This is a genomic window from Streptomyces sp. AC555_RSS877 (assembly GCF_019049245.1).
Taxonomy (GTDB): domain Bacteria; phylum Actinomycetota; class Actinomycetes; order Streptomycetales; family Streptomycetaceae; genus Streptomyces.
In genome coordinates, this window is record NZ_JAGMUK010000028.1 from 110,499 (window position 1) to 124,650 (window position 14,152).

At 71.3% G+C, this 14,152-nt stretch carries 14 protein-coding genes and 1 tRNA gene; 10 read left to right on the forward strand and 5 right to left on the reverse strand.

Annotated features, from left to right (window positions below):
• Positions 1–6: 6 nt before the first annotated feature.
• Complete coding sequence (arfB, locus tag KUM49_RS13150; RefSeq protein WP_217236972.1) at positions 7–444, reverse strand: alternative ribosome rescue aminoacyl-tRNA hydrolase ArfB; 438 nt, start codon at positions 442–444, stop codon at positions 7–9.
• 166 nt (positions 445–610) lie between these two features.
• Here arfB and KUM49_RS13155 point away from each other — a divergent pair, with 166 nt between their 5' ends.
• Positions 611–1,186 (forward strand): TerD family protein, encoded by a 576-nt coding sequence (locus KUM49_RS13155; protein ID WP_217236973.1) that lies wholly within the window; start codon positions 611–613, stop codon positions 1,184–1,186.
• An 81-nt stretch (positions 1,187–1,267) separates the two neighbouring features.
• On the opposite strand, the gene KUM49_RS13160 is transcribed toward KUM49_RS13155, so the two are convergent.
• Positions 1,268–2,692, reverse strand: coding sequence for a M1 family metallopeptidase (locus KUM49_RS13160; protein ID WP_217236974.1), 1,425 nt, complete (start codon positions 2,690–2,692; stop codon positions 1,268–1,270).
• Between the two features lie 41 nt (positions 2,693–2,733).
• Between KUM49_RS13160 and KUM49_RS13165 the strand changes: the two genes are divergently transcribed.
• Positions 2,734–3,231, forward strand: coding sequence for a hypothetical protein (locus tag KUM49_RS13165; RefSeq protein ID WP_217236975.1), 498 nt, complete (start codon positions 2,734–2,736; stop codon positions 3,229–3,231).
• Between the two features lie 47 nt (positions 3,232–3,278).
• Here KUM49_RS13165 and KUM49_RS13170 read toward each other — a convergent pair whose 3' ends face one another.
• Positions 3,279–3,974, reverse strand: a complete 696-nt coding sequence (locus KUM49_RS13170) for a pentapeptide repeat-containing protein (RefSeq protein WP_217236976.1) — start codon at positions 3,972–3,974, stop codon at positions 3,279–3,281.
• Between the two features lie 119 nt (positions 3,975–4,093).
• Here KUM49_RS13170 and KUM49_RS13175 point away from each other — a divergent pair, with 119 nt between their 5' ends.
• The 5 genes from KUM49_RS13175 to KUM49_RS13195 all read left to right on the forward strand — a co-directional run bounded on the left by KUM49_RS13175 (position 4,094) and on the right by KUM49_RS13195 (position 9,353).
• Positions 4,094–5,254: an NAD(P)-binding protein gene (locus tag KUM49_RS13175; protein ID WP_217236977.1), complete on the forward strand. Its 1,161-nt coding sequence runs from the start codon at positions 4,094–4,096 to the stop codon at positions 5,252–5,254.
• Between the two features lie 124 nt (positions 5,255–5,378).
• Positions 5,379–6,359 (forward strand): zinc-binding dehydrogenase, encoded by a 981-nt coding sequence (locus KUM49_RS13180; RefSeq protein WP_217236978.1) that lies wholly within the window; start codon positions 5,379–5,381, stop codon positions 6,357–6,359.
• A 43-nt stretch (positions 6,360–6,402) separates the two neighbouring features.
• The gene (locus KUM49_RS13185; RefSeq protein WP_217236979.1) at positions 6,403–7,902 is read left to right on the forward strand and encodes an MFS transporter; all 1,500 of its coding nucleotides are present in this window, start codon (positions 6,403–6,405) and stop codon (positions 7,900–7,902) included.
• A gap of 38 nt (positions 7,903–7,940) precedes the next feature.
• A complete protein-coding gene (locus tag KUM49_RS13190) occupies positions 7,941–8,864 on the forward strand; it encodes an aminoglycoside phosphotransferase family protein (RefSeq protein ID WP_217236980.1) in 924 nt (307 codons plus the stop codon).
• 9 nt (positions 8,865–8,873) lie between these two features.
• The gene (locus KUM49_RS13195; protein ID WP_217236981.1) at positions 8,874–9,353 is read left to right on the forward strand and encodes a GNAT family N-acetyltransferase; all 480 of its coding nucleotides are present in this window, start codon (positions 8,874–8,876) and stop codon (positions 9,351–9,353) included.
• 47 nt (positions 9,354–9,400) lie between these two features.
• Here KUM49_RS13195 and KUM49_RS13200 read toward each other — a convergent pair.
• A tRNA-Thr gene (locus tag KUM49_RS13200) sits at positions 9,401–9,474 on the reverse strand.
• Between the two features lie 244 nt (positions 9,475–9,718).
• Here KUM49_RS13200 and KUM49_RS13205 point away from each other — a divergent pair.
• From KUM49_RS13205 to KUM49_RS13215, 3 genes are all read left to right on the forward strand, one after another.
• Positions 9,719–10,855, forward strand: a complete 1,137-nt coding sequence (locus tag KUM49_RS13205; protein WP_217236982.1) for an ABC transporter ATP-binding protein — start codon at positions 9,719–9,721, stop codon at positions 10,853–10,855.
• 217 nt (positions 10,856–11,072) lie between these two features.
• Positions 11,073–11,525, forward strand: a complete 453-nt coding sequence (locus tag KUM49_RS13210; protein ID WP_217236983.1) for a hypothetical protein — start codon at positions 11,073–11,075, stop codon at positions 11,523–11,525.
• Positions 11,526–11,616: 91 nt separating this feature from the next.
• The gene (locus KUM49_RS13215; protein ID WP_217236984.1) at positions 11,617–12,348 is read left to right on the forward strand and encodes a nucleotidyltransferase family protein; all 732 of its coding nucleotides are present in this window, start codon (positions 11,617–11,619) and stop codon (positions 12,346–12,348) included.
• Positions 12,349–12,467: 119 nt separating this feature from the next.
• Here KUM49_RS13215 and KUM49_RS13220 read toward each other — a convergent pair whose 3' ends face one another.
• Positions 12,468–14,135 carry a DoxX family membrane protein gene (locus KUM49_RS13220; protein ID WP_217236985.1) on the reverse strand — a complete coding sequence of 556 codons (1,668 nt, stop codon included), beginning with the start codon at positions 14,133–14,135 and terminating at the stop codon, positions 12,468–12,470.
• Between the last annotated feature and the right edge of the window lie 17 nt (positions 14,136–14,152).

The window sequence follows — 14,152 nt, forward strand, 5'->3', positions numbered from 1 at the left end:
CGGGGGTCATCCCCAGTCGCGGCCGGTTCTCCCCCGCTTGGTGTCCGAGCGCTGCTTCTTCTCCCGCAGCCGGCGTTCGTTGATACCCCGGGGGATCCGGGTGGCCCGGCGCGGCTTGGGCGGCGGGGCCGTCGCCTCGGCGAGGAGAGAGGCCAGGCGTACGGCGGCGGTCTCGCGGTTGCGCCACTGGGAGCGGTGCTCGGAGGCGCGCACGGTGACGACGCCGTCGACGAGCCGGCCGGCCAGCGTGGCCAGGGCCCGCTGCTTCCACACGTCGGGCAGTGCCTCGGTACGGGCGAGGTCGAAGCGAAGCTCCACCTGGGTGTCGCTGGTGTTGACGTGCTGTCCGCCGGGCCCGGAGGACCGGGAGAAACGCCAGAGGAGCTCGGCCTCGGGGAGCGAGACGGAGCCGCGGATGACGTAGGGACCGGACATGACGTCCATGTTCCCCGAGCTGTCCGGTCCACGTCACGCGATTATCGGCGCGGCAGGGGAACAGCTCGGTAAAGAAAGTAAAGAGACCAGGAACCTCGCGTACCCCTCTCCGCGTTGATACCGGTAGCTGTAGCTTCATGCTGCCGTATGTCTAACGAGGGAAGGACTCCCAACAATGGCTGTAAGCCTGTCCAAGGGTGGCAACGTCTCGCTCACCAAGGAGGCTCCGGGCCTGACCGCCGTCACCGTGGGCCTGGGCTGGGACGTCCGCACCACCACCGGCACGGACTTCGACCTCGACGCCTCCGCGATCGCGGTCAACACGCAGGGCAAGGTCTACTCGGACGGCCACTTCGTGTTCTTCAACAACAAGCAGACCCCGGACCAGACCATCATCCACACCGGTGACAACCGCACCGGTGAGGGCGCGGGCGACGACGAGGCGATCAAGGTCAACCTCGCCGGCCTCCCGGCCGACATCGAGAAGATCGTGTTCCCGGTCTCGATCTACGACGCCGAGAACCGCTCGCAGAACTTCGGCCAGGTGCGCAACGCCTACATCCGCATCCTGAACGAGGCGGGCGGCGCCGAGATCGCCCGCTACGACCTCTCGGAGGACGCGGCCACGGAGACGGCCATGGTCTTCGGCGAGCTCTACCGCAACGGCGCCGAGTGGAAGTTCCGCGCGGTCGGCCAGGGTTACGCCTCGGGCCTGGTCGGCATCGCCCAGGACTTCGGCGTGAACGTCTGATCCGACGTCCACCCGCAGCTCCGCCGAAGCCCCCGACCGTCGTGACGGCCGGGGGCTTCGGCGTCCCCGCCACCCGCCCCCTCACTCCTGGGCGGGCGCCGGCTTCCCGTCCCCGTACAGCCAGTCCGCCCAGATCGCGTCGACGTCCTTGCCCGGCGCCTGCCGCTCCACGTACGCCGTGAAGTCGGCCGTGTCCGCGTTGCCGTGCCGGTGGGCGGCGGCCCAGCCGCGCAGCAGGGTGCGGAAGGCGGTGTCACCGACCGTCTGACGGAGCCGGTGCAGGACCATCGCGCCTCGCTCGTAGACGGGGCTGTCGGAGAGGTGCGCGGCGCTCGCCGGCTCGGCGGGCGGGAAGGACCAGAGGTCCTCGTAGGTCTCCTCGCCGTGGTCGTACAGCGCGTCGAAGGTCTGCTGGGCGCTGTCGCCGCCGTGCTCCTCCTGCCACAGCCACTCCGCGTACGTCGCGAAGCCCTCGTTGAGCCACATGTCCTGCCAGGTCTTCGGCGTGACCGAGTTGCCGAACCACTGGTGGGCGAGTTCGTGGACGAGGAGCCCGGTGTCGGGGACGCCCGGGAAGACGGGCCGGTTCTGGGTCTCCAGGGCGTAGCCGGCGTCGCCGGCGCGGTCGACGATCGCTCCGGTGGAGGAAAAGGGGTACGGCCCGAAAATCTCCGTGGCCCACTCCATGATCTCGGGGATCCCCTGCAGCACCTTCCGGCTCGCCGCGGCCAGGGTCGGGTCGACGGCGACGTACACGGGCAGGCCGTCGGCGGTGGTGGAGCGGCGGATGTCGTAGTCACCGACGGCGACCGTGGTCACGTGACTCGCCATGGGCTCGGCGGTGCGCCAGGTGAACGCCGTACGGCCCCCGCCGGTCCGCTCGCCCACCAGCTCGCCGTTGGACACGGCCCGCAGCCCCTCCGGCACGGTGGCCGTGACCTCGTACGACGCCTTGTCCGAGGGGTGGTGGTTGCCGGGGAACCACGCCATCGAACCCGTCGGCTCTCCGAGGGCGAGCGCCCCGTCCGCGGTGCGCAGCCAGCCCTCCTGGGAGCCGTCCGGATCGGTGATCGTCACCGGGGTGCCGGAATAGCGGACGGTCACGCGGAAGGTCTCGTCCTCGCCGAGCCCTTCGCGTGGGCGCACGGTCAGCTCCTGCCCGGCGCGGTCCCAGCGGGCGTCCTCGCCGTCCACGGTGACCCCGCCGACGTCGAGCCCCTCGAGGTCGAGGTCGAAGGCGGAGAGGTCCTGGGTGGCGCGGGCGCTGATCGTCGCCGTGCCGGTCAGATGGCCGGTGCCGGGCTCGTAGCCGAGGTCCAGGTCGTAGTGCGTGACGTCGTACCCGCCGTTGCCCGCCTTCGGGAAGTACGGGTCGCCCGCACCAAAATCGCCGGGGCCGCCGGACGCCTCCCCGCCACCGCACGCGGTCAGGGTGAGGGCCAGGACCAGGGCGAGGGCGGGAAGCCGGGACGTACAGGTCCGGGCAACGGGTGCGGATCGGGACACGCCGGTGATCCTACGAGGACGCGCGTGGCACCATCTCGTACGTGCTCGACATCGGCTACGCCCTCTCCAACCGCTTCCCGGACCCCCCGCAGACCGACTACCGCCGCGCGGACGTCCACACCCTGCGCCACGACCTGTTCTGCGGGGACGTCTACCTCGCCGACACCAAGGCGGACCGGGAGCTGTCCACGGCCTGGGGATGGGTTCCGGTGCTCGACTTCGCGTGGGCCCTGTGCGACATCGTCGAGCAGATCGACCGCGACCCGGCCGGCTCCCGCGCCGCCCGCCCGCAGCGCGCGGAGCTCGACTTCACCGAGTCCACCGACCGCATGCTCTTCGAGCGCCGCTTCGGCTGGGTGGACATCGAGGCCGACTGGATGCCGGCCGAGGAGCCCCCGCTGAGCTTCTCTCACGCCGAACTCCGCAAGGAGGCCCGGGACTTCCTGCACGACCTGATCGCCGACCTGATCGACCTGCACGACGACCTGGGCGAGAACCCGGCGATCTGGACCCTCCAGGCGCGCTTCCCCCGGGCCTGAACCGCCGCGTCCCTTTCTCTCTCACCTACGGCGGGCTGGAACAGCCTTCACCCCTCCACCCGAACCCCCATCTCCGCCGCCAACACCGGCGCCAGATCCAGCAGTTGAGCCGGACTGATCACCGCCCCCGCCAGCCGGTCCACGCCACGAGCGATCTCCAGCGAAGCGGCACCGCGCAGGTCGACGTCCTTCAGCGTGGCCGCGTTGAGATCCGCCCCCTTCAGCTCGCAGTCCACGAACTCGACCCGCTCCAGCCGGGCTCCCCCGAAGTCCGGCTCGACGAGCACGCAGCCCTGGAAGACGACGTCCTTGAGGCGGGCCGTGCGCAGGTTCAGGTAGTCGATCTTGCCGCCGCGGACCAGGACCCGCTCCAGGACGGCTCCGTGCATCTGCGTCCCGCCGAGCCGGGCGTCGACCAACTCGACGTCCCGCAGAGTCGACTCGGCCAGGTCGGTGCCCACACCCCGGATGCCGGTGAGCACGGAGTCCAGGAAGCGGGCGTGGTGCAGCCGGGTCTCGTCCAGCGCGCACCCCGTCAGCGCGCAGTCCATGAAGCGGGCGCCCCGTCCGTCCTGCCCGGCGAAGTCCGCCGTCACGAACTCCACCCCGTCGTAGTCCCCGTCCGGCTCCAGCCCCCCGCCGTCGTACGGCTCCAGCGGAGGCAGCCGCACCTCAGGGCGCCGCGCCGCCTTCACCCCGCTCCCACCCGCCCGACCCGTCCCGCCCACCGCTCTCCTCGCCATGCCCCCATGCTGCACCCCACCACTGACAATCACCCTGACCTGCACAAACACCGGCGATGTCACATTCCGGGGCCCTCCAACGGTCGTATCCACAGAACCGACCGAAGGAGACCCCCACCATGCACCGCATCACCGTCATCGGCGGCGGCTTCGCCGGACTCACCGCCGCCCTCACCGCCGCCGAGGCGGGCGCCAAGGTCACCGTCTACGAAGCCCACCACACCCTCGGCGGGCGGGCGCGGACCGCCGAGGGGCCGTACCGCACGAACGAAGGACCGCACGCCCTCTACAGCGGCGGCCCGCACTGGGCCTGGCTGAGGCAGCGCGACCTCATCGGCCCGCTCGCGCCGATCCCGCCCCTGGAGGCGGCCCGGCTGCGGCTGCGCCACAAGGGCGTACTGCGCCGCACCCCGCCCTTCGCGATGCTCAAGCTGCTGCGCCCCGGCGTCCGGCAGGCGCCCGTCGACGTCGACTTCATGACCTGGGCGACCGAACAGACCGGCGAGGAGGGCGCCCGCGCCGCCGCGCACTACTCGGCCGTCGCCCTCTTCCACCACGACCCCGGCTCCCTGTCCGCGGCCTTCGTGCAGGAACGCCTGCGTCGCGCCACCAAGCTCCCGCCCGAGGCCCAGTACCCGCGCGGCGGCTGGGCCAGTGTCATCGACCGGATGGCCTCCCGGGCCTGGAACCTGGGAGTCCGGATGGAGACTCTCGCCCGGATCGACACCCTCCCCACCGACACGCCCGTCGTCGTCGCCACCTCCCTGGACGCCGCCCGCCGCCTCCTCGGCGACGACTCCCTGACCTGGGCCGGCGGCCGCACCACCCTCGTCGACCTCGCCGTACGCACCCGGCGCGGCGACGCCTTCGCCGTCTCCGACCTCGACTCCTCCGGCTGGCTCGAACGCTTCACCGCCCAGGACCGCTCCCTCGCCCCCGCCGGCGAGCAGCTGATCCAGGGGCAGATCCCGATCGCTCCGCACGAGACGAAGGCCGACGGCATCGCCCGTGCCGAGCAGCTTCTCGACCTCGCCTTCGAGGGCTGGCGCGGGCGCGTCACCTGGCGCCGTGAGGCCGTCGCGAACGGCCGTACCGGCGCCGTCGACCTGCCGGGCACGAGCTGGCGCGACCGGCCCGCCGTCGACCGCGGCGACGGCGTCTACCTGGCGGGCGACCAGGTCGCCGCACCCGGCGTCCTCTCCGAGGTCTCCTTCAACAGCGCCCTGACCGCCGTCTCACTCGCCCTCGGCCGGAACACTCTTGACCTCAAGCATGCTTGAGGTTGAAGAGTGGGTCCCGACGACAGCACGGCACTAAGGCAGCGCGGCAGGCCGGCAGCACGCCGACGCGCCCACGCGCCCACGCGCCCACGCGCCGACATCAGCGACCGATGGGGGACCCCACATGCACGCCATCCGCCTGCACGCCTTCGGCCCGGCCGACCACCTCACCTACGAGGAGACCGACGACCCCCGGCCCGCCCCAGGCCAGGTCCGTATCGCCGTGGCGGCGGCCGGGGTCCATCTCCTGGACACCGCCCTGCGCGAGGGCATGCAGGGCCCCCTCCCCGCGCCGCCCACCCTGCCCACGATTCCCGGCCGCGAGGTCGCCGGTGTCGTCGAGGCCCTTGGCGAGGGCGTCGCCGGACTGTGGCTCGGCAAGCGCGTGGTCGCCCACCTCGGGTTCGCTCCCGGGGGCTACGCCGAACTCGCCGTCACGGACGTCGAACGCGTCCACGAGATCCCCGCGAACCTGGACTTCGCCCAGGCCGTCGCCATGATCGGCACAGGCCGTACGACCATGGGGATCCTCCAGTTCGCCGAGCTCGGCCCCGGCTCCGTCGCCGTGATCCCGGCCGCCGCCGGCGGCATCGGCACCCTCCTCGTCCAGTACGCCAAGCACGTCGGCGCCACCGTCGTCGGCCTCGCCGGCGGCCCGGAGAAGACCGCCCGCGTCCAGGCGAACGGCGCCGACCTCGCCGTCGACTACAACGACCCGTCCTGGCCGGACAAGGTCCGCGCCTACCTGGGCGGCGACACCGCCACCGTCGTCTTCGACGGCGTCGGCGGCGACGTCGCCCGCGAGGCCGTCGGCCTGCTCGGCCCCGGCGGCAAACACATCGTCTTCGGCTGGTCCGGGGAGGGCATCCACGACGGCGGGCCCTACCTCGTCGACGGCGTGTCCGAGCAGGTCCTCGGCCCGCTGATGATGCAGAAGGCCGGCGGCCCGGACCCCGTACGCACCCTCGAACTGCGCGCCCTCACCCAGGCGGCCGAGGGCCGCCTCACCCCCGCCGTACATCGCTTCCCGCTCGCCGAGGCCGCCGCCGCACACCGGGCCCTGGAAACCCGCGGCACGACCGGAAAGGTCGTCCTGGAACCATGATCCAGCGGATGCGGAGGGCCTCGATCCATGGTCTGCTGACCGGATGAGCGTGACCCCAGCAGGTGATCCCGAAGCCGCCGACCCCCGCCGCTGGTGGGGCCTGGTGATCATCGCCCTCGCGCAGCTGATGGTCGTCCTCGACTCGACCATCGTGAACATCGCGCTCCCCTCCGCACAGCACGACCTGGGCATCTCCGACGGCGACCGGCAATGGGTCATCACCGCCTACACGCTCGCCTTCGGCGGCCTGCTCCTGCTCGGCGGCCGCATCGCCGACCTGGTCGGCCGCAAACGCGCCTTCGTGATCGGCCTCGTCGGCTTCGCGGCCGCCTCCGCGCTCGGCGGCGCCGCCACCGGCTCCGGCATGCTCTTCGGCGCCCGCGCCCTCCAGGGCGTCTTCGCCGCCGTACTCGCCCCCTCCGCCCTCTCCCTGCTCACCACCACCTTCACCGACCCCAGGGAACGCGGAAAGGCCTTCGGTATCTACGGCGCCCTGGCCGGCAGCGGCGCCGCCATCGGATTCATCGTCGGCGGCCTGCTCACCGAATACCTGGACTGGCGCTGGTGCCTCTACGTCAACGTCCCCATCGCCGCCGTCGCCGTCTTCGGCGCCCTCGCCCTCCTCCGCGACCGCCCCCGCCACACCGGTGCCCGCCTCGACATCCCCGGCGTGCTCCTGGGCTGCGGCGGCCTGGTCGCGATCGTCTACGGCTTCAGCGAGGCCGAACCCCGGGGCTGGGCCGACCCCGTGGTCCTCGGATTCCTCGCGGGAGGCGTCGCGCTCCTCGCCACGTTCGTGTGGTGGCAGACCCGGGCCCCCAAGCCCCTGCTCCCCCTCCACGTCATCAAGGACCGCAATCGCGCCGGCTGCTTCCTGACCATGGGCCTCGCCGTCATCGGCATGTTCGGCCTGTTCCTCTTCATGACGTACTACCTGCAGGTCGTCCTCGCCTACTCCCCCGTGCAGACAGGCCTCGCCTTCCTCCCCCTCACCGCCTCGATCATCACCGGCTCCACCCAGATCTCGGCCCGCCTGATCAACCGCGTACCGCCCCGCATGCTCATGGTCCCCGGCATGATCCTCGCCTCGTCCGGCATGGTGATCCTCACCCGGATGACGGTGGACAGCTCGTACGCGACCGACATCCTCCCCGCCCTGATCTGCCTGGGCCTCGGCATGGGCCTGACCTTCATGCCGGTCTTCTCCACCGCCACCGCGGGCATCGCCCCGCAGGACTCCGGCGTCACCTCCGCGACCCTCAACACCTCCCAACAGGTCGGCGGCTCGATTGGCACGGCCCTCCTCAACACCATCGCCACCACCAGCAGCACCGCCTACGTCACCGCCCGCCTCGCCGACCCGGGCGACCGGGCCCGGATGGCCGAGGAAGCCGTCGTCCACGGCTACACGGTCGCCATCTGGTGGGCCGCCGGCATCATGCTCCTGGCCGGCCTGATCGCCGGCCTGATGGTGACGACGAACCCCACGAATCGCTCCGCCCCGGAGGGCCGGACACAGGTGCCGGGGGCACTGCGGACGTAGCGCATGTCCACACCCTGTGGATACGCCGGTCAATTCACATGAGGCGATTCCCGCACGCGAGTAGGGTCCGCACCGTGATCGACATTCCGGAGGCGCTGGCCGCATCGCAGGAGGAGTTCAACGGGGAGGCGGGCCGCGCTTTCATCGCCGGCCTGCCGCAACTGACGGCGGAGTTCCTGGACCGCTGGGAACTGACCGTCGACGGACGGCCGATGCACGGCGTCACCGCACTGGTCGTGCCGGTCGTCCGAGCGGACGGCACTTCGGCCGTCCTGAAGCTGCAACTCCTCGACGAGGAGAGCGAGGGCGAGCCCGTCGCCCTGCGCGTCTGGGACGGCGACGGGGCCGTACGGCTCCTGGACCGCGACGAGACCACCGGCACCATGCTCCTCGAACGCCTCGACCCCACCCGCATGCTGTCCCACCTGGGTGACACCCGCGAGGCCGTCCTGGTCATCGCCCGCCTCCTGGCCCACCTCACCGCCGTGCCCGCCCCCCAGGGCATGCGCCGCCTCGGCGACATCGCCGAGGCCATGCTCGACCGGACCCGGTCGGCCCTCAGCCACATCCCGGACCTTGACACCCGCCGCCTGGTCGCCGACTGCGCGGCCGCCGTACGCGAAGTGATGGACGAACCCGGAGACCGCCTCCTGCACTGGGATCTCCACGACGAGAACGTCCTCGCCAGTGACCGCGCCCCCTGGCTCGCCATCGACCCCAAGCCGCTCGCCGGCGACCCCGGCTTCGAACTCTGGCCCGCCCTCGACAACCGCTTCGACGCCGACGAGGTCCGCTGGCGCTTCGACGCCATGACCGACGTACTCGGTCTGGACCGCGCACGCGCGCGTTCCTGGACCCTGGGCCGGCTCCTCCAGAACGCCCTGTGGGACGTCGAGGACGGCCGCCCGCCGGAGCCCCGGCAACGGGAAATCGCCGAGCGCCTGAGGAACGCCGGGAGCTAGCCTCCGGGCATGATCCGCACCGCGACTCCCGCCGACGTCCCCGTCATCCACGCCCTCGTCCGCGAACTGGCCGAGTACGAGAAGGCCCCGACCGAGGCGAAGGCGACCCCGGAACAACTCCACGAAGCCCTCTTCGGCGAACGCCCGGCCGCCTACGCCCACATCGCGACCGACGACACGACCGGCGAACCGGTCGGCTTCGCCCTGTGGTTCCTGAACTTCTCCACCTGGCGCGGCGTCCACGGCATCTACCTGGAGGACCTCTACGTCCGCCCCACCGCCCGAGGCGCCGGCCACGGCAAGGCCCTGCTCACCGAACTGGCCCGGATCTGCGTCGAGCGCGGCTACGAACGCCTGGAGTGGTCCGTCCTGAACTGGAACACCCCGTCCATCGCCTTCTACGAGGCGCTCGGCGCGCGGCCCCAGGACGAGTGGACGGTGTACCGCCTGACGGACGGGGCACTGACGGAGCTCGGGACGCGGGCATGAGGAAACCCAGGCCAGATACCCACTGACCTGGGCTTTTCCTTGCCGAGAGCCCCCTGTCGGATTCGAACCGACGACCTACGCATTACAAGTGCGTTGCTCTGGCCAACTGAGCTAAGGAGGCCTGCACGCGTGTGACGTGAGGGCGTGCCTGTGCAGTGTACCCAGGCCACACGGTGCCCTTCTCGAAAATTTCGGCGAAGTTCACACTCCCCCAGGTACTGACAGATGACGTTGACGCCAGGTACCGTCCTGACCCAGTTCACACGCGTGGACTACACCACCCCGGACCTCGTCCGGGGCGGCTCACCACCTTCCTACAACGGATCGTCCGGCACGTTCCTGCCGGTAGAAGGGGGCCCTTCACCATGGCCACTGTCTCGTTCGACAAGGCGACCCGGATCTACCCGGGTTCCACCAAGCCCGCGGTCGATGCGCTGGAGATCGACATCGAGGACGGCGAGTTCCTCGTCCTCGTCGGTCCCTCGGGTTGCGGCAAGTCCACCTCGCTCCGGATGCTCGCGGGGCTCGAGGACGTGAACGGCGGCGCCATCCGCATCGGTGACCGCGACGTCACGCACCTGCCACCGAAGGACCGGGACATCGCCATGGTGTTCCAGAACTACGCGCTGTACCCGCACATGTCGGTCGCCGACAACATGGGCTTCGCGCTCAAGATCGCCGGCGTCAACAAGGCGGAGATCCGGCAGAAGGTCGAAGAGGCCGCGAAGATCCTCGACCTGACCGAGTACCTGGACCGCAAGCCGAAGGCGCTCTCCGGCGGTCAGCGCCAGCGTGTCGCCATGGGTCGCGCGATCGTGCGTGAGCCGCAGGTGTTCCTCATGGACGAGCCGCTGTCCAACCTGGACGCCAAGCTCCGTGTGTCCACGCGTACGCAGATCGCGTCGCTGCAGCGCCGCCTCGGCATCACCACCGTCTACGTCACCCACGACCAGGTCGAGGCCATGACGATGGGCGACCGGGTGGCCGTGCTGAAGGACGGTCTGCTCCAGCAGGTCGACTCGCCGCGCAACATGTACGACCGGCCCGCCAACCTCTTCGTCGCCGGCTTCATCGGCTCCCCCGCGATGAACCTCGTCGAGGTCCCGATCACCGACGGCGGCGTGAAGTTCGGCAACAGCGTCGTCCCGGTCAGCCGGGACGCCCTGGCGGCCGCCGCCGACAAGGGCGACCGCACGGTCACCGTCGGCGTCCGCCCCGAGCACTTCGACATCGTCGAGCACAACGGCGCCGCCGCCTCGGCCCTGTCGAAGGACACCGAGGACGCCCCGGCCGGTCTCGCGGTCTCCGTGAACGTCGTCGAGGAGCTCGGCGCCGACGGTTACGTCTACGGCAGCGCCAAGGTCGACGGCGACCTCAAGGACCTGGTCGTCCGCGTCAGCGGCCGCGCGGTCCCGGACAAGGGCGCCACGCTGCACGTCGTGCCGCGGCCGGGCGAGATCCACGTGTTCTCGACCTCCACGGGCGAGCGCCTCACCGACTGAGGCGAAAAGAACCACCGACCCGGGCAGATTCACCCGAGTTGACGAAGAGGGCCCCGCAGCCTGCTGCGGGGCCCTCTTCGCTGTCGACAAATACCCCGGCAGACCGGTCATTTCGAGCAGTGTGCGTCAACGCGGTACCCGGAAGAAGGCACCAGTTCATCCCCCGAACCGGTGACTAAATGTCGCCAAATCATCACCCCGCGCTACCCTCACACGCGTGAAGCACTCCACTTACCAACAGCCGCGACGCGGCCGGGGCCCCGCCCGCCGGATCGGCCGCACCCTCGCCCTCGTCCTGCCCGTCGTCCTGGTGCTCTCCGGGACCCTCGCGGTCACCCGGGTCAACTGGTCGGGGAATCCCTCGAATTCCGTGCTCACCGCGTCGGACGCCACGCTGTCGGACGCCAAGGCGCCCGCGGCCCGTGCTCCGCAGGACGTGTTGCGCGACCAGCTCCTGACCGAACTCCAGGAGAAGAACCCGGGTCTCGCGCTCACGCACCTCCAGGAGGCGGTCAACGGCCGTCCGTCGCTGGCGAAGCACTGTGTCTCCATCGCGCGTGCCCTGGGCCGTGCCGCGGTCCAGGTGTACGGGCCCACGCGTGCGCAGTCGTACGCCCGCCCGGTCTGTGACACGGCCTTCGCGACGGGCGTCGCGGCGGCGCACAGCTGATCGCGGACCAACCGGGGGGAGGGTGGTAACGGCTGATTAAGGAACGGTTGCAGGCCCCGGCCGCGGGCGGGACGCCACGTACAGTTCGGTCATGACCGATCCGAACGCCGCGTCCCGCCCTGTTCAAGCCGTCATTCTGGCCGGCGGCCAGGGCTCCCGGCTGCGCCCGTACACCGACGACCGGCCCAAGCCGATGGTCGAGATCCCCGGCACGGGGACTCCGATCATCGGCCATCAGCTTGTCTGGCTGGCGGAGGAGGGCGTGACGGACGTGGTGGTCAGCTGCGGCCACCTCGCCGACGTCCTGCAGAAGTGGCTGGCGAGCGCCGATCTCCCGGTGAACGTCACGACGGTCGTCGAGACGGAGCCGCTCGGCCGCGGCGGCGGCCTGAAGTACGCCGCCGCGCATCTCCCGCACCCGGACCGGGCCTGGTACGCCACCAACGGCGACATCTGGACCCGCTTCTCGCTGCGCGACATGGCGGACTTCCACACCGAGCGCGACGCGGTGGCGACCCTCGCGCTGGCCCGCCCCCGCATCCCGTGGGGCGCCGTGGCGACGGACGGCTTCGGGCGCGTCACGGACTTCATCGAGTCCCCGCCGACGACGTACGACATCAACGCCGGCGTCTATGTCTTCTCGCCGGAGTTCGCCGGGCTGCTGCCCGAGCGCGGCGACCACGAGCGCACGACGTTCCCCCACCTCGCCCGTGAGCGGCGATTGGCCGGCTTCCCCATTCCGCAGGGTTCGTATTGGCGTGCCATCGACACGGCGAAGGATCTGACGGAGGCGGCCAAGGAACTGGCCGCGCTGGGCCGCTAGAGACGGCCCGGAGCATGACGACGGGGGTCCCGCGCTTCTGAAGTGCGGGACCCCCGTCGTCGTATGGGCCGGGGTGTTTCAGCCGGCAGGCGTGCCCAGGATTCCGCCCACCGGCTCCGTTACCCCAACAGGCCGCCCACCAGGCCCGGCTGGGAGGAGGAGCCTCCGCCGTCGGAGCCGCTTGAGGAGCCCCCGCTGGCGCTGGCGCTGCCGCCGGAGGTGGGGCCGGAGCTGGTGCTGGGGGCCTCCTGGACCGGGGAGGACTGCTGCGCTGGGGCCTGGCCGACGGTGCCCTGGGTCTGGGTGGGCGAACCGCCGGTGGCGGTGCCGGTGTCGCGGGTGGCGTCCGGGGTGGCAGCCGTGCCGGCGGAGGGGCTGGTCGTGGCGCTCTGGGTCGGCGAGCTGGGGGCCGACGGGGTCTTCTTCTGCCGCTTGGCGGGGTCCTGCGGGAGCGGTGAGCCGGGCAGTTCGTTGCGCGGGGCCTCGCCGGGGCCGGGGACGACGACGCGGTCGGCGTCACGGACGGCACCGCCGAGGAGCGAGCCGACGAGCAGGGTGAGACCGGCGGCGATGACGGTGATGAGGGCGCCACGGCGCAGGACGTAGTGGCGCAGGTCCCAGATGTCGGCGCGGGGTCCGAGGCGGCGCCAGGCGCTGCCGACCAGACGGCCGTCGATGGAGTAGACGGGGGCGCCGGCGATGATCAGCGGGGACCAAGCGGCGAGGTAGATGATGTCGGGGGTGTCGTAGGCGGGGACGCTCTTCCAGCTGACGGTCACGAGGAGCGCGGCGGACAGACCGGCGCCGACGACCGCGGCGACGCGCTGCCAGCAGCCCAGGATCGTGAGGACGCCCACGATGACCTGGAGGAAGGCGATGACGAGTCCGGCGCCTACGGGGTGCTGGAGGGCGAACTGCCGCAGCGGCTCGGCGACTTCCCAGGGGTGCAGGGTGTTGAGCCACTTGACCATGGAGCCGCGTTCGCCGCCGTCGAAGTAGACGGGGTCGCAGAGTTTGCCCATGCCGGCGTAGATGGAGATGAAGCCGAGGAAGACGCGCAGCGGGAGGAGGACGACGCCGAGGTTCATGCGGCGGCCCGGGTAGTAGGCGTGCCGGGCGGGGTCGTCGCTGTGGCGCCTGGCGCGGTGACTCCGGTCGGTGCCGCTGCCGCTGTCCTCGTACTCCTCGAACTCACCGCCCACGTAGGCGGGTTCGTCGTCGACACTGTCCACGGTCCGCATGTGGGGCAGGAATCGGGTGCTGTCGGAGTCGTGTGTGCGCTGGGCGCCGACGACGGGGGTCTCGACGGTCTGGGTGAGGTCGTCGTAGCCGTCGTCGGCGTAACGGCCGTCGCGGTAGCCGCCGTTGACGTCGACACGGGGGATGACCTGGGTCGCTCCGGCGTCGGCGGTCGCCGGTTCCTCGCCGTGGCGGACGCTGCCGCCCCGCGCGGCCTGGAGCAGGCGGTGGGCGCCGGTGTCGTCGGGGTCGGACTTGCCGCTCCACACGACGGCCCGGCGGCGGGCGCCCGCGGCAGCGCCGGGTCTGCCGGCCGCGGCGCCGACCGCGGGGATCCGGGCGGTGTCGTCGGCGGTCAAGTGCCGGGCGACCCGCGGGGATTGGGTGCGTCGCGTCGACGCGCCCAGCTGCACGCGGAAGCTCGCATGATTGACGATGATCTGCGCCGGATCGCTCGGCACCTTCACCATGCTCAGCGCGGGAGCGTCGTCGAAGCCCGACGGGTCGTCCCCCGTGGGTGTGCGGGGTGTTCTGGTGTCCACACTCATCTAACCGAGTGACGTGT